This is a genomic window from Streptococcus parasanguinis (assembly GCF_001069785.1).
GTDB classification, from domain to species: domain Bacteria; phylum Bacillota; class Bacilli; order Lactobacillales; family Streptococcaceae; genus Streptococcus; species Streptococcus parasanguinis_T.
In genome coordinates, this window is the sequence record NZ_JVSR01000085.1 from 25461 (window position 1) to 43091 (window position 17631).

At 45.6% G+C, this 17631-nt stretch carries 19 protein-coding genes; 1 reads left to right on the forward strand and 18 read right to left on the reverse strand.

Going from position 1 to position 17631, the window contains the following annotated elements; all coding sequences use genetic code 11:
* Positions 1 to 2: 2 nt before the first annotated feature.
* From ADG03_RS07855 to ADG03_RS07895, 9 genes are all read right to left on the reverse strand, one after another.
* Positions 3 to 1388, reverse strand: coding sequence for a V-type ATP synthase subunit B (locus ADG03_RS07855; RefSeq protein WP_049472649.1), 1386 nt, complete (start codon positions 1386 to 1388; stop codon positions 3 to 5).
* Positions 1375 to 3165 (reverse strand): V-type ATP synthase subunit A, encoded by a 1791-nt coding sequence (locus ADG03_RS07860; protein ID WP_041826169.1) that lies wholly within the window; start codon positions 3163 to 3165, stop codon positions 1375 to 1377. The genes ADG03_RS07855 and ADG03_RS07860 overlap by 14 nt, the downstream gene beginning before the upstream one ends.
* A gap of 33 nt (positions 3166 to 3198) precedes the next feature.
* A complete protein-coding gene (locus ADG03_RS07865; RefSeq protein WP_049472650.1) occupies positions 3199 to 3903 on the reverse strand; it encodes a GNAT family N-acetyltransferase in 705 nt (234 codons plus the stop codon).
* A complete protein-coding gene (locus ADG03_RS07870) occupies positions 3900 to 4220 on the reverse strand; it encodes a V-type ATP synthase subunit F (RefSeq protein ID WP_049472651.1) in 321 nt (106 codons plus the stop codon). The genes ADG03_RS07865 and ADG03_RS07870 overlap by 4 nt, the downstream gene beginning before the upstream one ends.
* The gene (locus ADG03_RS07875) at positions 4201 to 5220 is read right to left on the reverse strand and encodes a V-type ATPase subunit (protein WP_049472652.1); all 1020 of its coding nucleotides are present in this window, start codon (positions 5218 to 5220) and stop codon (positions 4201 to 4203) included. The genes ADG03_RS07870 and ADG03_RS07875 overlap by 20 nt, the downstream gene beginning before the upstream one ends.
* A gap of 9 nt (positions 5221 to 5229) precedes the next feature.
* The gene (locus tag ADG03_RS07880; protein WP_049472653.1) at positions 5230 to 5820 is read right to left on the reverse strand and encodes a V-type ATP synthase subunit E family protein; all 591 of its coding nucleotides are present in this window, start codon (positions 5818 to 5820) and stop codon (positions 5230 to 5232) included.
* A gap of 70 nt (positions 5821 to 5890) precedes the next feature.
* The gene (locus tag ADG03_RS07885; protein WP_003009435.1) at positions 5891 to 6370 is read right to left on the reverse strand and encodes a V-type ATP synthase subunit K; all 480 of its coding nucleotides are present in this window, start codon (positions 6368 to 6370) and stop codon (positions 5891 to 5893) included.
* A gap of 23 nt (positions 6371 to 6393) precedes the next feature.
* Positions 6394 to 8355, reverse strand: a complete 1962-nt coding sequence (locus ADG03_RS07890; RefSeq protein WP_049472654.1) for a V-type ATP synthase subunit I — start codon at positions 8353 to 8355, stop codon at positions 6394 to 6396.
* Positions 8345 to 8668: a hypothetical protein gene (locus tag ADG03_RS07895; protein ID WP_003009429.1), complete on the reverse strand. Its 324-nt coding sequence runs from the start codon at positions 8666 to 8668 to the stop codon at positions 8345 to 8347. Before ADG03_RS07895 ends, ADG03_RS07890 begins: the two co-directional genes overlap by 11 nt.
* Before the next feature lie 293 nt (positions 8669 to 8961).
* Between ADG03_RS07895 and ADG03_RS07900 the strand changes: the two genes are divergently transcribed.
* Positions 8962 to 9801: a MurR/RpiR family transcriptional regulator gene (locus ADG03_RS07900; RefSeq protein ID WP_049472655.1), complete on the forward strand. Its 840-nt coding sequence runs from the start codon at positions 8962 to 8964 to the stop codon at positions 9799 to 9801.
* Positions 9802 to 9898: 97 nt separating this feature from the next.
* Here ADG03_RS07900 and ADG03_RS07905 read toward each other — a convergent pair whose 3' ends face one another.
* The 9 genes from ADG03_RS07905 to ADG03_RS07945 form a co-directional block, all read right to left on the reverse strand.
* Positions 9899 to 10786: an ROK family protein gene (locus tag ADG03_RS07905; RefSeq protein WP_049472656.1), complete on the reverse strand. Its 888-nt coding sequence runs from the start codon at positions 10784 to 10786 to the stop codon at positions 9899 to 9901.
* A gap of 15 nt (positions 10787 to 10801) precedes the next feature.
* On the reverse strand, positions 10802 to 11719 hold the full coding sequence (locus ADG03_RS07910) for a dihydrodipicolinate synthase family protein (protein WP_037608222.1): 918 nt from the start codon (positions 11717 to 11719) through the stop codon (positions 10802 to 10804).
* A gap of 31 nt (positions 11720 to 11750) precedes the next feature.
* A complete protein-coding gene (locus tag ADG03_RS07915; RefSeq protein WP_049472657.1) occupies positions 11751 to 12398 on the reverse strand; it encodes a DUF624 domain-containing protein in 648 nt (215 codons plus the stop codon).
* Between the two features lie 21 nt (positions 12399 to 12419).
* Positions 12420 to 12872, reverse strand: coding sequence for a NanQ anomerase/TabA/YiaL family protein (locus ADG03_RS07920; protein ID WP_049472658.1), 453 nt, complete (start codon positions 12870 to 12872; stop codon positions 12420 to 12422).
* A gap of 74 nt (positions 12873 to 12946) precedes the next feature.
* On the reverse strand, positions 12947 to 13786 hold the full coding sequence (locus tag ADG03_RS07925) for a carbohydrate ABC transporter permease (RefSeq protein WP_049472659.1): 840 nt from the start codon (positions 13784 to 13786) through the stop codon (positions 12947 to 12949).
* A 15-nt stretch (positions 13787 to 13801) separates the two neighbouring features.
* Positions 13802 to 14689, reverse strand: a complete 888-nt coding sequence (locus tag ADG03_RS07930; RefSeq protein ID WP_004219531.1) for a carbohydrate ABC transporter permease — start codon at positions 14687 to 14689, stop codon at positions 13802 to 13804.
* A 182-nt stretch (positions 14690 to 14871) separates the two neighbouring features.
* The gene (locus tag ADG03_RS07935; RefSeq protein WP_049472660.1) at positions 14872 to 16188 is read right to left on the reverse strand and encodes an ABC transporter substrate-binding protein; all 1317 of its coding nucleotides are present in this window, start codon (positions 16186 to 16188) and stop codon (positions 14872 to 14874) included.
* Between the two features lie 139 nt (positions 16189 to 16327).
* Positions 16328 to 17026 carry an N-acetylmannosamine-6-phosphate 2-epimerase gene (locus ADG03_RS07940; protein ID WP_049472661.1) on the reverse strand — a complete coding sequence of 233 codons (699 nt, stop codon included), beginning with the start codon at positions 17024 to 17026 and terminating at the stop codon, positions 16328 to 16330.
* A gap of 169 nt (positions 17027 to 17195) precedes the next feature.
* Positions 17196 to 17582 carry a hypothetical protein gene (locus ADG03_RS07945; protein WP_049472662.1) on the reverse strand — a complete coding sequence of 129 codons (387 nt, stop codon included), beginning with the start codon at positions 17580 to 17582 and terminating at the stop codon, positions 17196 to 17198.
* Positions 17583 to 17631 lie beyond the last annotated feature (49 nt).

Here is a 17631-nt window from a genome sequence, read left to right on the forward strand (position 1 = left end):
GGCTAATCCTCTTTGTTTGGCAGATACCTGTCAATCATCTCATCCTTGATCCGTTTAAGCTCTGTTCTTGGAAGGATGGATAAGAGTTCCCAACCGAGATCCAAACTTTCCTCAATCGTCCGATTGGTAGTGAAACCTTGATTGATGTATTCTTGCTCAAAGCGGTCCGTAAATTTAACATAGAGCTTGTCGGTATCTGACAAGGCAGACTCCCCAAGCACTACAGCCAGTTCTTTGGCTTGTTTTCCTTGGGCGTAAGCCGCAAAGAGCTGGTTCATGGTCGCCGCATGGTCTTCCCGAGTCTTGCCTTCACCAGAACCCTTGTCCTTCAAACGAGAAAGGGATGGAAGAACATTGATCGGTGGGCGGTAACCACTATTGTAGAGATCGCGAGACAGAATAATCTGCCCTTCGGTGATGTAGCCTGTCAAGTCAGGGATGGGGTGGGTGATGTCATCTTCTGGCATGGAGAGGATCGGAATTTGGGTCACAGATCCTTTCTTTCCAACCAAGCGTCCTGCACGTTCATAGAGGGTTGAGAGGTTAGTATAAAGGTAACCTGGATAGCCTCGACGACCTGGAACTTCCCGGCGGGCAGCGGATACTTCCCGAAGGGCTTCACAGTAGTTGGTCATGTCGGTCATGATAACCAAGACGTGCATGTCTTTTTCATAGGCCAAATATTCGGCGGCTGTCAAGGCGATCCGAGGAGTCGCAATCCGTTCGATAGCTGGGTCATTAGCTAGGTTGATGAAGAGGACAGAGCGGTCAATCGCACCGGTTTCCCGAAGGTCGTTCATAAAGAACTCGGCTTCTTCAAAGGTGATTCCCATAGCCGCAAAGACCACGGCGAAGTTTTCTTCAGAATTAAGAACCGTCGCTTGACGAGCAATCTGAGCTGCCAACTCCTTGTGAGGAAGACCAGAACCTGAGAAGACTGGGAGTTTTTGGCCCCGAACCAAGGTATTCAAATGGTCAATGGCTGAGATCCCTGTCTGGATAAATTCGTCTGGATAGTCCCGCGAAACAGGGTTGATGGCTTGTCCATCAATGTCCAAGTACTTCTCTGGGATAATCTCTGGACCGCCATCGATGGGTTTGCCCATCCCGTTAAAGATGCGTCCGACCATGTCTTCAGACACAGGAAGTTCTAGGGGACGTCCGGTAAAGCGGACTTTGGCTTTCTCCAAGTTGATCCCGCTAGATCCTTCAAAGAGCTGGACCATGGCCTTATCTTCTTGGACTTCGAGGACTTGTCCCTGGCGGGTCGTTCCGTCATGAAGCTTGATTTCAACTAGTTCATTGTAGTGAACCCCTTCGACCTGATCGACAATCATCAAGGGGCCGACAACTTCGCTGACAGTACGGTATTCTTTAATCACGCTCATTGTCTACTCCTCCTTTTGCGACGATTTGGTGTAGGGTTTCTACGATTTCTTCTTTCAGGGCTTGAATGGTTGCCAACTGATCCTCATGGATGAACTTGCTACGGGCAATGCGGTCTCGAAGAGCCACGGTTCCTTCCATGATTTCTGTGAAGTAAGCTCCTAATTCTAGTGCTTTTTGACTTTCTTGGTCAAAGGTCAAAATGTTGGTCAACAAGGCCACCTGCTTGCTGAAAGAGGTATAGGTATCGACCTCATCAAAGGCATTTTGTTGCAGGTAGTCTTCACGGATCATCTTAGCCGCATTCATGGTCAAGCGGTCTTTTTCAGACAAGGAATCTAGACCAACCAAGCGGACGATTTCTTGCAATTCACTTTCCTTTTGAAGCAAATTCATAGCGCGGGTCACTTTTTCAGACCAACTGATTTGTTCATGTAGATCGATATAGCGACCGACTTCATCTTGGTAAAGCGAATAAGAACTCAACCAGTTGATGGCTGGGAAGTGACGACGTTGCGCCAATTGAGCATCTAAGCCCCAGAAGACCTTAACAATTCGCAAGGTATTTTGCGTTACGGGCTCTGAAATATCTCCACCTGGAGGGGAAACGGCACCGATAGCGGTAATCGAACCTTCACGCGCAGTGGTTCCGAGTGTCTTGACCCGACCTGCACGCTCGTAGTATTCGGCAATCCGGCTACCAAGATAGGCTGGGTAGCCTTCATCCCCTGGCATTTCTTCTAGACGACCAGACATTTCACGGAGAGCTTCTGCCCAACGAGAAGTAGAATCCGCCATGATGGCAACGGAATAGCCCATATCACGGAAGTATTCGGCAATAGTAATCCCTGTGTAGATGGAAGCTTCCCGCGCCGCTACCGGCATGTTCGAAGTGTTGGCGATCAGAACGGTCCGTTGCATGATGGATTGACCGGTCGTTGGATCGATCAATTCTGGAAATTCATTCAGAACGTCCGTCATTTCATTTCCACGTTCCCCACAACCCACGTAAATTACGATGTCTACATTGGCAAACTTAGCCACCTGGTGTTGCACAACTGTTTTACCAGCTCCGAAAGGACCAGGAACAGCTGCAGCTCCACCTTTTGTCACAGGGAAGAAGGTATCGATGACCCGTTGGCCTGTAACCAAAGGCTCTACTGGAATGAGTTTTTGTGCAAAGGGACGGCCTCGACGAACTGGCCATTTTTGCATCAGGGTTCCAGTAAAGAGGCTACCATCTGCCTGCTCGATCTCATAGACCGGCTCTTCCACTGTGTAAGAACCTGCTGCGATCTTGGTCACACGTCCACTGACACCAAAGGGTACCATGATGCGGTGTTCCACCATATTGGTCTCTTGAACGGTCCCAACGATGTCTCCAGCGACCACCTCTGTCCCTTCAGTCACGCTTGGTTCGAAGGCCCATTTGGTGTCCCGATCTAGATTCGGAACTTGCACCCCACGAACCAAAAAGTCACTGGCAGTAACTTCTTGGAAACGTTCCAAGGGGCGTTGGATCCCGTCAAACATCTGAGAGATCAAACCTGGTCCCAATTCAACAGAAAGGGGAGCTCCGGTTGTGACCACTGGTTCTCCTGGACCGACTCCAGACGTTTCTTCATATACTTGGATAGAAGCTTCGTCACGCCGCATCTCAATAATTTCACCAATCAAACCAAGATCGCCGACCCGGCAAATGTCTTGGATATTGGCCTCCTGCATCCCTGATGCGACCACCAAGGGACCGGAAACTTTGATAATTTTTCCTTGAGTCATGTATTCCTCCTGGGAATCCTTTGTTTCTTTGTTTTACTTTTGTGCTATCTCTCTTAGAGATTGCTTTTGTTGGCCATTGGCATCGAAATTGCTTGGATCCAACCAGGCTTCGAAGCGCTGTTTGATAGCTGGCCATTCTTTGTCAATGATGGACAACCAGTCTGTATCACGGGTACGACCTTTATAAACAACAGCCTGACGGAAACAGCCTTCATAGGTGAAGCCTAAGCGCTCAGCTGCTTTGCGAGATGCTTGGTTTAAGGCATCGCATTTCCACTCATAACGGCGGTAGCCTAAATCTTCAAACACGTAGCGCGCTAACAGATACTGGGCTTCCGTAGCCATGCGTGTCTTTTGGAGCGCTGGTGAGTAGGTCACTGCTCCAACTTCGATCACCCGATTGGCTTGATCGATCCGCATGAGAGAGAAAGTCCCCAAAGCCTTGCCTGAATCTTTGTCTACAATCGCATAGTAAAAGCGACCTTGGGCTGTCATGAGATCATCTAATAGGTGGTCCCACTCCTCTTCATTGCGGGCAGGGCCTTTGAATAGAAAGGTCCACATCGCTGCTGGAGAGTCCGGCCCGTATACCTGATAAAGATCTGCTCCATGTTTTTCTTTTGAGAGGCGCTCGATCACGGTATAGCGACCTTCGATCCGCTCAATAGCTGGCAGACGCCCCGGAGTAAAATCCGGCAGTGCATCGCCAATCGTTTGGCCAAATTCATTTGTTCTCATAAAATATCCTGTCCTACTGCTTTTTCGACATTATCACGAATCCGCTGTTGGCCCAGTCCTGTAGTCCCTCTATGGGTCGGGATAAGGATCAGAGCCGGTGTCAGTTGCTGGTCGTAAAAAGCCACTGTATCTGGAATGGCCTGAGCAATATCCTCTGTCAGGTAGACAATCCCGAAGTTTTCCCGACTGAGTTTTCGCAAGGTATTGATCGCTTCTTGTGGCTCTGTGACCGGATAGGTTTGAAAGCCAATCAGGCGAAAAGGAAGGATGGCGTCCCGATTGCCCACAACTGCGATCTTATAGGTCTGTTTGTCCATAAATCGGTCTCATCCTTTCTTTGATGTCTGCTAGCGGAAAACCATTGTCCAAACCAGAGAGGACCAAACGAAGGTTGGTCACCTCTAACTCTTTTCCGTAAAGATAACGAACAAGAGGGAGTGGTCCATCAACTTCAAAACGGCCAGCGTCTAGAAGACTGAATTTCACCAAACTCTCTAAATACTCCAACTCCACGGTCTTTAATTGACCGGTGCGCATCTTTTCTTCATAATTTTCTAAGGCGAGATCGTACTCCAGCGGATTGACTTGATAAAACCAGGTCAACCACTGACCGGATTCTAACAGGTCGATCACCTGATGGGCACTGAGGCTCCCTTCATCTGAGAGCAATTGGTGCATAAAGCTATGCGGTTTTTGCTGATCCAAGGCCCGCTTAACTGTAATCGCATTGTAAAAGTCAATGGTCACGTCCACCAACTGCTTCAGAATCGGATGATCTAGGCTGTCCCCTAAGTATCTCAGGTGTTTAAAATAAGCTAAGTCCATCCCGATTTCGAGAACCCGCAAGTCCTGATAGTCTTGGAATTCTTGCCAGGTTGCAGCCACTTCTTCCGCCATAAAGGCTGGGCAATGCTCCGCAGAAAAAGTCGCCACCAAATGCTCGAGCACATCGAGAGAATAAGGACCGATAGGGATCAATAAGTGCCCCAACTTGCGCTCTGTCGCCTTGTGTTTTAGATAAACCTTGAGATTATGATAGGTGTATTTCAAGGTAAAAAGGCTAACCAAGTCTGACTGAGGGCTGACCTCAAAAGCCCATTGGTATTCTGCCAACAAGGCTGCCATCAGGCGGGCTTCAAGGGCTGATAAATCCTTGATCTCCTTGCTATCCAGAGCATAAGGTGTCCCTTGCAGCAAGCCTTCTCGACTCTCGCTTGAGGGACTTGCAAGCAACTGCTCGAACTGACTGGGACTGAGAAAACTAGCCTCACGTACGCTGATTCCTGTATTAACTTGAGAATAGGTCCGTTCGCTCATTGCAACCTCCTAGTTCTCTTCATCGGTGAAAATGCTGGCTGCCATCTGGTAGCTTTCTTGCTCCCAAATGGAATCCACCAAATCACGGTAGAGATAGTTGTCATCAATCTTCCCAACCGACAAGACAAAGCCTGCCTGAGCTGGAATCGTCGCATCCGCAACTGTCACATTCTGATGAGTTTGCTTTAATTTCTCGAGAGCTGCTAGATCAAATTTGCTAGCACTCACCGCCCCAAAGGTCAGAGTCACAACTTGCCCTTGATAGCGGTCTAAAATCGCATCTACAAACTGCAATTCCTTTTCAAGGGGCCAAGCCGCCATCGCTTCATAAGCATCTGCAAAGAGATCCTTTAAGACTCGTTGCTTGGTGACAAGGGTTGATTGGCGTTTTTTATTTTCGATTTGTTGGGTTTCACGTTGCAATTGACGTTGAATCCGCTTGAGCTGCTCGGAACGTTGATTGAGTTTCTCTTGGATCAAACGCTCTTCTTGTGCAGTCTCTTCTTTTAGGATGGTTTCCTTGGCCTCTTCTAAGAGTTTACGCCCTTTTTCGTGGGCTTGGGCCAAGATCGAATCCTTTAATTGGGTTTGTTCATCCATATCGTTTTTTCTCCTATTGCATGCGTCTTTTGTTTTTCGTCTCGCGAGACGAATTCATCAAAGCTAGTTCTTAGCCGACGCGTAGGGTCAATAGGAAGGACACAACGAAGGCCAAGATGGCATAAGTTTCAACCATGGCCGCAAGGATAACCCCTTTCATCATGTCTTCAGGGCGTTTAGCCAAGATTTGCATCCCTGCTGTCGCAACATTTCCTTGGTGTTTTGCTGAGAAATAACCAACGATCGCTACTGGAAGAGCTGTAAAGAAGTAAGCAACCCCTGTTTCAAGTGGCATATCTGGCTTAATTTGCAACCAGATCAAGATCCCGATAACGAAACCGTACAAACCTTGTGTACCTGGCAACAATTGCAAAATCAAGGCTTGGGCAAATTTTTCAGGTTGTTCTTTCAAGAGCGCTGCTGCTGCTTGACCCGTTTTACCAACCCCAAGGGCAGATCCCATTCCACTAAGTGCAACCGCAATCGCCACACCAAATGCTGCAAAGAAGGCGCCCCCATGGGCTGAAAAATATGATGCTAAAGATTCCATGAATATACTCCTATTTATAATACTTATTTTTTTGTTTTGATATAGCGTTCAGAAGGTTTAAGAGGACGAAACGGCTTGCCTCCTCCTTCGTAGAACTTACCGAAGAACTCCACAAAGATTAAACGGGCTCCATGCACATAACCTGACAAGAAGGACAGGAACATGTTAATGGCATGTAGGACGATAAAGAGCACAAGCCCTACCGTAAACCGTCCAAGCGGTGGGAAAAGATTGACAATCAAGTTAAAGGCTGAACCGATACTAGCTCCAGACAAGCCCAGGGCCATCAAACGGGTGAAGCTGACCAAGTCTCCGACGTACCCACTGACATTGTAGAGGTTAAAGAGACCAGATGCTAGACCGGATAACTTCTTAGCACTGACAATGGAAACAATCAAGATCCCAATGGCATTCAAAATAGCCAGCCACTTGCCAATCGGAACCAGAACGCTCATCCCTGGCAAGATATTGCCTACTGCTAGAAGCATTAAGCCAAGTAGGATCAAGACCCAAGCAAAGCCCGCATTATAGGCTTCGGTGTAGTCTTTGAGGCGGACATTTTTCATCCCCCCTAGTAACAAGCCCACTAAGACAGTGACAAAACCAAAGACCACTGAGAGGATCAGGATGGTCATAGCGTTGCTGGTCGTACTGATCAGGGCAAAAGGCATCTCAAATCCAAAGAAAGAGCCATAGACCACACCCCAAAGGGCAACTGAAATTCCGAGAAGACTGAAGAATCGAAGATTCTTCGCTGTACCAGGCTTGAGTTTGAAGGCTTTGAGGGCAAACCCTGTCGCTACCGTTAGCAACAGTCCATAACCGATATCTGCGACCATCATGCCAAAGAAAACAAAGTAGAAGAGAGAAACGATCGGAGTCGGATCTTTCTCGTAATACTTAGGCAAGGCATACATCTCTGTCACTAATTCAAAAGGCTCTACCAAGGCACTATTTCGCAACTGGATCGGAACGTCATCCCAATCTTTTTCCGTTACATCGCGCGTCTCTAGTAAGACCCGAGAACCAAAACCTTCTTGCAAGAAGTCTCGCAATGAGGCCACTTGGGAGGTTTCAATCCAACCCTCTAGGGCTACCAAGCTTTGCGTGCTGGCAAGAAGCGACTTGGCTTCCTCACGAGCTCCCGAACTCAGCAAGTAATCCATCTGGTACTTAAGCTGGTCCAACTCCTTCTGGGAGTTTTGCAACTCGGCCAGGGTTGCTGCAACGACAGCTTCTTGCTCTTTGATTTCCCCTTCTAGGCGATCCAAGTAGGCGGCTGGGACTTGCTCTTCTTCATAGTCCAATTCTTTGAACCCATGGTCTTCCAGAAGCTCCTGAACAGCTACACGGTCTCCCGAACGATACAAGATGACATAGCCGTGTTCAGTCTCAGACGTAAAGACTTCTTCTAACTCCAGCTCTGGATGAGCTTTTAAGGAAGAACGAACAGCGTCTGTATCGCTATTTGGGATGGTCCCAATCAAGCCATGCACATAGTGAAAATTAGCGAGAGCAGCTGGCGTCACCTCTAACGGTCGCCATTTTTCTAAGCGCTCTATCTCTGCCTTTGCATCCGCAATCTTCTGACGAGCCTTGTCTAACACGCGCAATTGGCGTTTCAACTTGGTCAATAGAAGATCCTCATCTCGAATCATCCCGTGGGCCTGCAAGTCATCAAAAGACAAGCTTAAGGGTTCTTCCTTTAGAGCTTGCAAAGCCTTCTTCTCAGGCATGTAGGGCTCTAGAGTCTGAATCATTTTTTCAACTTGTTCTTGACGTTTTTGCAGCTCTACCAAGGCTTGACGATTGTCCTCTGTCAAGGGTTGAGACAAGGTATTTGCCTCAAAGGCAGCCTGCCACTCTTCATGCTCACTGAGGTCATAAATCTGGATTTTTGCCTCAGACTGTAGCGCTAGTAGGAGACTGTCCAAGTCATCTTTGGGCAAGATGAGGGACAGTTTTTGCATCTGACTAACGGCCATAGCTTGCTACCACCTTTTCTACAATGGCTTCAACTAACCCAGCTCGCTTGTCGGTCATCGCCTGTTGTACCTTGGCATCATTGCGCGCAACCGTTTCTTCCAGATCTTTCGTTAAACGGACGAGTCTTTCCTGAGCGTTTTTTTCTGCCTCTGTGACCAATTGCTTGGTTTCCTCATCGTAATGCTGCGCCACTGTTGCAAGGCGATCGCGCGAATCCGTTCGGATTTGTTCAACTTGAGCTTCATAGCCTACGATCACGCCCTGAGCAGCTTGCTCGATCTCTTGCATCATCTCGAGTGTTGCATTCGACATCGTCACACCTCCTTATTCAACTATTGTTCTTCCAACAACAGTACAATTATCTTAAATTATACCACAATTCATATCGTTTGTTCAGGCCCAACCGGGAATTTTCAGAAAATTTTGGACAGCCAGCAAGCCCCTACTGCCAAGATTGGTAGCGTTCTCTTCTTTTCGCATATCCTGTTCCTAGTTTCAGTATTTCTTGATTTCTTTTACTTGAATAAAGCGGTTACCCATGTTATAATGTGTAATATATTATAGGAGTATCCTGTTATTTCATCTCGTGAGAAAGGAGGATTGCTGTGAAACAAGATCAAGATTTACGCGCCATTATCGCCAGCCATGAAGCTGAGTTAACAGATATGGAACGCGACATTGCCCAATATTTTTTATCATCCGAAGCACGACAGCACTCCCTGTCCTCTTCTCGTGTAACGGAGTTACTCCATGTCTCAAAGGCAGCTTTAACGCGTTTCTCTCAAAAATGTGGCTTTTCCGGCTATCGGGAGTTTATCTATCATTTTAATGAGGAAACAAAGAATCAAAAACAAGTGCAAGAGCATGATGAACTCACTCTCAGCGTCTTGCAACGCTACCACCATATCAGTAACGTCACTGAAAGTCTGGTAAAAGATTCCCAATTAGATCGGGTAGCTGAACTAATCGATCAAGTAGATCGAGTCTATTTCTTCGGGATCGGTAGTTCCGGTTTAGTCGCTCGAGAAATGAAATTGCGCTTTATGCGACTGGGCGTCGTTTGTGAAGCCCTGACTGATCAAGATGGCTTTGCTTGGACGACCAGTATTCTCGATTCCTCTTGTTTAGTCATCGGTTTCTCATTGTCAGGAGGCACCAACTCCATTACAGACAGTCTCCTGGACGCCAAAGAAAAAGGGGCAAAAACGGTTCTTGTGACTGCTAACCCGGCTGCCATCCACCAAGGATTCACAGAAGTGTTACCGGCCGCACCTCTTCCTAGTAGTACCTATATCGATCGAATCTCCGCCATTTTACCACTCCTCATTGTGGTCGATTTGATCTATGCTCATTTCCTTAATAAAAGCCGAGAACAAAAGGAAATTGTCTTTAATAGTTACTGGGAAAACAAAAAACTTTCTAGTCAACGTTCTCGAAAATCTTAATATGGTCTCCCTATTTAAAAAGCATGAAAGATCAGGTTTTCTTCATCCTTCATGCTTTTTTTAATGAATCAAAAACAAGTCGCCAGCGCGACTTGTTTTATGTTTCATGTTTTTGTCTAAAGTGATAGTAAGCCCCCAACATACCTGCGGCGTTTTGATGGTGGGCAAATTCCAAACGGATCTTATCTGCCAGGCTAGGAACCAGTTCGGCACACAGAGCTTGATAGATTTTTGGCTTGAGGATGGCTTCTTGGGCCATAATGCCCCCTCCGAGAACGATGACCTCTGGGTTGACCACATAAACGATATTGGCCAGTCCTTTACCAAGGTAGGTCACCATCCGATCAATTCCAGCCATACAGATTTTATCTCCCTCCGTTGCCTGCTTGAAGATCCGGCGACCATTCCACTGTTCCACAGGATCACCATGATGTTCTGCCACATACTCGACCAAAGCCGTCGTTGAAGCTAGATCCTGAAAGGCACCGTCTGGCAAATGAAGATAGCCAACCTCACAGGCTGAATTGCTAAAACCATGAAAGACCTGACCATCAAGCAAGAGGCAACCGCCGATCCCTGTCCCAATCGTCAAGCAAACAGCATTGTTCGATCTTTTTGCATGACCTGTTGTGACTTCTGCAAGACCGGCACAGTTGACATCATTTTCAATCTCGCAAGGGATCTGAAAGGTCTCTTCGATTTCTTTTTTGAATTGGGTGCCTGCATAGTTGGGAATTTGCGGTCCAGCATAAAAGATTTCTCCCTTATCAGGATCTACCATTCCGGCCGAAGAAATCGCAACCCCTGCCAAGGGATGCTTCTTCAAATAACTGGCTACGATTTCCTTTATTGTGTTAAGAATGTGAGGTCCTCCTTTTTGGGCCTCCGTTGGCATTTCATGGGTCTCTAGGAGTTGCCCTTTTGCATCGGCTAGACCATACTTGATACTGGTCCCTCCGATATCAATTACAACATATGGATTCATCTAGACCTCCTTTGATCAAAGGAATCTGGCTTTTGTGTCTTGAATGAGTTGAGCAGCACGTTGAATCACTTCTTGATCCGCTTCTACTACTGGCGTCAAAGGGGAGCGAACAGACCCCAAGTCCAAACCTTCATTGATGCGCAAAACCGCTTTGATGACTGCATACATATTGCCATGAGCAGACGTCAAGACTCCGATAATGTCATTGATGGCAAACTGCAGGGCACGCGCAGTCTCCAAGTCTTTCTCAGCAATCAGCTGATTGAGCTTCAAGAAGAGTTCTGGCATCGCACCATAGGTACCACCGATCCCTGCATGCGCTCCCATGAGACGGCCACCTAAGAATTGTTCATCTGGACCATTAAAGACGATATGGTCGTCGCCTCCCAAAGAAGCAAAGGTTTGAATGTCTTGAACAGGCATCGAAGAATTCTTGACCCCAATCACCCGTGGATTTTTCAACATTTCCTTGTAAAGGCTCGGTGTCAAAGCGACCCCTGCCAATTGCGGGATATTGTAGATGACAAAGTCTGTATTGGGTGCGGCTGCACTGATTTCATTCCAGTAGTGGGCCACACTGTATTCTGGCAAGCGGAAATAGATCGGTGGAATGGCCGCAATGGCATCCACTCCTAATTCTTCCGCATGTCGTGCCAATTCCACGCTATCCTTGGTGTTGTTGCAGGCTACGTGAGCAATGATGGTCAATTTCCCTTTAGCTACTGCCATCACTTCTTCTAGAATCAGCTTGCGGTCGGCCACGCTCTGGTAGATACATTCGCCAGAGGATCCGTTGACATACAAGCCCTGCACACCTTTCGCGATAAAATATTCTACCAGCGCACGTACCCGCTCCGGGCTAATTTCTCCTTGGTCATCATAGCAGGCGTAAAAAGCGGGGATGACTCCTTCATATTTTTTTAAATCTGACATTTTTTCTCCTTTTGTCACTAATAAATTCATTTTATTCTTGGTACTGGGCAAAAATCTTTTCCATTAATCCAACTTGTGCAAAAGCCAAGCTTGAAAAGCCGAACAAGAAAAAGATCATGAGTCCTAATAGGAAAGCTAAAACCGAGCTTGCAAGAGCCATACATAGAAGTAAGAGAGCACTTCCCATGACGAAGAACCAAGGAAAATGTAAGCCTGTCACAATCATGGCTTTTTGCAAACACTCTTTCCAATCCAATTGGTAGCGGGCCGCAATAGGATAAGCAGCCAATAAGATCAACACAAGAAAGAGAAAGAGGCCTAAACAAATGGTTTTCAAAGCTTGGAAAGCTAGGGAAGTTTGCCCCCAAAATAAGAATAAATCAAAGAGACAAATACCTGCAACAATCAGTTCTAAACTTCCTAGTTGCAAGCCTATTTTCCAATTGTCCCGAAAAGCCTTCGCATAACTACGAATCACCGGAACACGACGCTGGTGCTTAATGGCAAATAAGGTCTGATACAAACTAATTTTCGCAATTCCAATCGTGAGAACTGGTAAACAACTTAGCACAAATAAAAGATTAACAGTTACCAAGTCGAGGATCTTCTCACTGATACGCATCACTACATTGTCCGTGTTAAAAACGGTTTTGATCAATCCTGCCCCCTTAGATGACATAGGCACTCCTTTCTAACGTGATCAATCGATCGCAATTTTAAATAGATATTTTTTCACGATATCTTCTTGCCCTGCATAGCCATTGGGTTGGTGAGGCTCCCCTGGAAAGAAAATCGCAAAATTATGATAGCCTAGATGAAGCGGATAAGACTCCTGGCAATGGACAAAACCGATGTCCGATACTTCATCAAATGCGATAGCCTCACCTGTCACACGAGATCCATAACTCGAAAACTCATGCCCTTCTACTAATAGATGTAAATCGGCATATCTTTTGTGGTGTTCAAAGCGATCATTTTCTGCTTTGTTGAGGGTATTTTCTTGAACGACGAGAAAGACCTTATCCCCATCAATATCGTATCTCCCCAATTCAAAAGAATCCTTCCGATGCTCATAGAGAAAGTCAATGGCCTGATCCAGATTGGGGTGGATTCCTTTGTAAAAGGTGATGTTTTTTAAATCATCAAATATCATATTCTCATCCTTTCGATACTTCTCAGCCTAGAAAACCGATCTGTACACAACTATCATTTGTCCAAACAGACGACTTATCCTTTGACCGCTCCCATGGTAATCCCTTGTGTAAAGGATTTTTGGAACACGAGGAAGACCGTAACGATTGGCACTGCAGCTAGGGCTGCCCCAGCCATGATCAAGCCATAGTTGGTAGCCATTTCAGCCTGCATGGTCGCAACCCCTAAGGAAATGGTCAAGTTTTGCCGAGAGGTCAACATTACCAATTGCATAAAGTAGTCGTTCCAGGTGTTGATAAAGGTAAAGATAGCAAGAGCTGCAAATCCCGGCTTGACAATTGGGAAGGCAACGCTCCAGAAAGTCCGCAACTCTCCACAACCATCGATCTTAGCAGATTCTAAGAGTTCTGTTGGGATGTTTTCACTAAATTGCTTCATCAAGAAGACCCCGAATGGCCATCCGACCAATGGTAGAATAACCGCTGCAAGAGTATCGTGGATTCCCATAAAGTTGATAATGCGTACCAATGGAACCAAGACAACTTGTTTCGGAAGGGCCATGGCTGCGATAAAGGTAGCAAAGAGAATTCGTTGCCCATAGAAGCGTTTCTTCGCCAAGACATAACCTGCCAAGGAAGAGGTCATACACACCAAAAGCATGGTTGCAAGGGAGATGAAGACACTATTCCATAACCATTGTAGGGCTGGGTTTTGTACCATCAACTGTTGGAAGTTTTCCATGGTTGGTGTCTTTGGCCACCATTGAGGTGGGATCATAATGGTATCTGGCTGAGACTTAAAGGCCCCTGTCAAAATCCAATAAAATGGGAAAATGAACAAGACTGTCAAAAGGAGCAAAATGATCGTTGAAATCACCGTAAAGGTAGTGATGGGTTTCTTTTGTGTTGGTTTCATCTGAGGCTCCTTTCTTTAGTATTCTACGTCGTTTCCGAGGATCTTGAATTGCGCAAAACTGATAATAGCAATCATCACCGCAAGGAAGACACCCATGGTGTTGGCATAACCGTATTCAGAGAGTTTAAAGGCTTTTTCATAGAGGTAGTACATAAGGGTACTCGTTGAGTAGTTAGGACCACCGGATGTCAACAATTGGATCAAGGCGAAACATTGGAAAGAGTTAATGGTCGTAATGATCGCAATGTAAAGAGTTGTTGGCAATAAGCTTGGCCATTTGATCTTCCAGAAAACTTGAAGTTCTGTCGCACCATCGACACGCGCTGCTTCGACGAGAGAATTGTCGATATTTCCCATAGCTGCGATGTAGAGGATGATTGGTTGACCAACGGAAGTGGTCAACAAAATAATAATGATGGCCATCAAAGCCCAGTGCTTGTCCCCCAACCAAGAAATGTTTTGGTTGATGACATGTCCAGATTTCAATACAAAGTTCAAAATCCCTGATAGTGGATCATAGATCCATTTCCACACAACCGTTACCGCTACACTCCCTGTAACAACTGGAAGGAAGAAGACGAAACGATAGAAGGAACGCGCAATCGCATTTTGATGGTAGGTCTGAGAAGCCACAAACAAGGAGAACAATACGACGATCGGAACTGATCCGATAACGATGATGACGGTATTGATCAAGGACTTCACAAAGACCTTATCTGCAAACATGCGGGAATAATTTTCTAAACCGACAAACTTAAAGGATGTCATAGAATAGTTGAAGAAACTTGTCACAAAGCCCATGATCATGGGTGCTAGGACAAAGACCGTAAAGAAGATTAAAATGGGTGCTAGGAATGCGTAGGAAACGAGCGTCTCCCTCATTCGGATTTTGTTTACCTTCACAGTAAGGCACCTCCTAGTGTTCTTTTTCTATTTTCTTTTCTAAACATATCTTACGACTTAAGAAAAGAAGATCCAGAAAGAATGAAGACCCCTTCGTTCCATTCCAAAAAGAGAAATACGGATTCGAAGGGGCCTGCAAATTCTCGTTTCTATGAAAGACTTAGGTCCGATTCATAGACTGATTATTTTTTCGTAATGGTTTCGTTTGCTTTTTCAGTAAAGGTCTTCAAAGCTGGTCCTGCTTTTTCATCCCCGTTTGAAACAGATTGCAACATTGGGAACCATAGGGTCCGCATTTCTGCAAAACCGTTGATCGTGTTGTAGTATGGTGAGTAGTATTTTGTCCAAGTGCTGATGGTTTCCATCCGTTTGTCATCGTACAACTTACCAAATGAACTACGAACTGGGAAGGCTCCTGTACGCACAACATCTTTTGGACCCCATTCTTTGTCGTCTGCGATGAACTGTACAAATTTCTTAGCAGCAGCAATTTTCTTTTCATCTTTATTATTGAAGACAGCAAATCCATTGACAAGGTATTCCAATTTTGGCTTACCTGAGTCAGATGGGAATGGCACTTCTACTACTTCGACCTTACTTGCATCCAACAATTTAGCTTGGATACCGTTTTGTGAAGGCGCCCACAAGATAGTGTAAGAAGTTTGACCATTCGCAAAGTTTTGGATGTCTGCTCCACCATCGAATTGAGAACCATTCATCATCAAGCCGTCATCGATCCATTTAGAAGCTTTTTCCAAACCTTTGACAAATTTTGGATCATCTGTTGTATACTTGGTTACTTTTTCATCAGTAACAGAACCGCCATAAAGGTTGGCAATGAAGGCACGAGTTCCTTGGTCTCCACCTTGACCATTACTGAAGAGTGATCCTGGTGTATAACCTTTGTCTTTCAAAGCTTTCAATACTTTTTCAAAGTCGTCTGTTGTCCAGCCTTCTTTGACAAGATCCAACACGCCTGCATCTTTGAGCATCTTCTTATTCATCGCCATGTAGAATGGTGCTGAACTAATTGGATACATGTAAGCTGTGTCGCCTGCCTTGCTGGCTTGGATGATATTTTCATTATTGACATCTTTGACAAAATCTTCTGTAAAGAGATCGTTCAAATCAGCCAATTTTCCATTTTTACCATACTGAATGATCCGTCCAGGTGCATCAAAGAGCACATCTGGAGCAGTTCCTGCTTCAATAGCCGTTGTGATTTTTTCAGGGCCAGACTTGAAGTCGATGGTTTCTAGTTTAACTTTGATATCTGGATTGGCTTTTTCGAAGGCTTCGATAATAGTTTTTTCATAGGTTCCTACGCCATCATCAGCTTTCTCTTGAGTAAAGACTGGGAAGGCCCACCAGGTAATTTCTGTTTTACCTGAATTTCCACTAGAAGATTCTGTTTTTGAACCTCCGCCAGATCCACAAGCTGCGAGTGCTAGAAGAGCTGCACCAGCTACCAACGAGCACAATACTTTTTTCATTTTCATGTGATTTCTCCTCACAATTTACGGTAAGATTACTCTTACAGGGGGTTATCCTCAATGAGGACGCCTATTCTTGTTCATGTTTCAGATTCGACTACTCTCTATTCGGTCTCCTCCTCCTTCAATCTACTGTTTTGTTTTCTCATTTTAAGGCTGCGACGAAGCGCTCTGTAATCTCTTTTGGTCGGGTAATGGCGCCACCTACGACGATACCACGAACACCGAGATCATGGATTTTCTTGGCCTGATCAGGGTAGTGGATCTTGCCTTCTGCGATGACATCTACTCCTGCTTGGCAGAGACTATGGATCAGTTCAAAATCTGGGCCATCAACCTTTGGACTGTAGTCCGTATAGCCCGAAAGGGTCGTTCCGACAAAGTCCACTCCCGCTTCGACAGCTGTCAATCCTTCTTCCAGAGTCGAAATATCAGCCATCAAGAGTTGGTCTGGATATTTCTCTTTGACTTGATGGATAAAGTCACTAATCGAAAGTCCATCATGACGTGGACGTTTGGTACAATCAAGCGCAATGACCGCGATATCCAAAGCTGCCAACTCATCGACTTCCTTCATAGTAGCCGTGATAAAGGGTTCCTCAGGTGGGTAATCGCGTTTGATAATCCCAATGATCGGCAACTTGGTCACTTCCTTGATTTCCTTGATATCTCGTACACTATTGGCTCGGATTCCGACAGCTCCACCCTGCTCAGCCGCTTTGACCAAGAGAGGAATAACTCCTCCTGCTTCTATATAGAGCGGTTCATGAGGGAGGGCTTGACAAGAAACAATGATGCCATCTTTGATTTGTTCAATCAGTTCATCTTTTGTAATCTTTGACATAACTCCTTCTCCTTTGATAATAAGGCAACTCGAGTACTTGTAAATTGATTATAATCTATTTTTAAAGCGCTTACAATATTAATCGTGCAATTGGATTATAGTTTCACATTTAGGGGAAAATAAAAAGATCTCTGAAACTAGTTTCAGAGATCTAGGACATGGTGATTCCCTAGGCCATCTTTTGAGTCGCTTTTTCCTTTACGACAAATACAAAGCCGATAGAGCCGACGACGGCTCCAAGCAAGATCCAATAGACCATATCCGATGAAGCCATTGGACCTGCCAAGAGACCTGCTAGTAAAGAGAGATCGATATACAGTCGGGTATCGCGATAGAAGGTCCAATTGAAATGGTAGCTACCTTCTGGATACTGACGTGTCGATACAGCCGGTTGAAAGACCTGAAGAAGGATCAAAATCCCAACAAAAGCAAGATAAGCGAGGCTAACTACCGAAAGAGGAGCCTGCATCGTTAAAGCTACAGTCGCTAAAAGCAAGACCAAGATCCAGAAATGGAAGTCCATCCAGAATTCACGATGATAACAAAACCGTTTCATAAGATCACACCTTTCTCTTTATGTAATCGTTTTCTGTACTTCTATTATA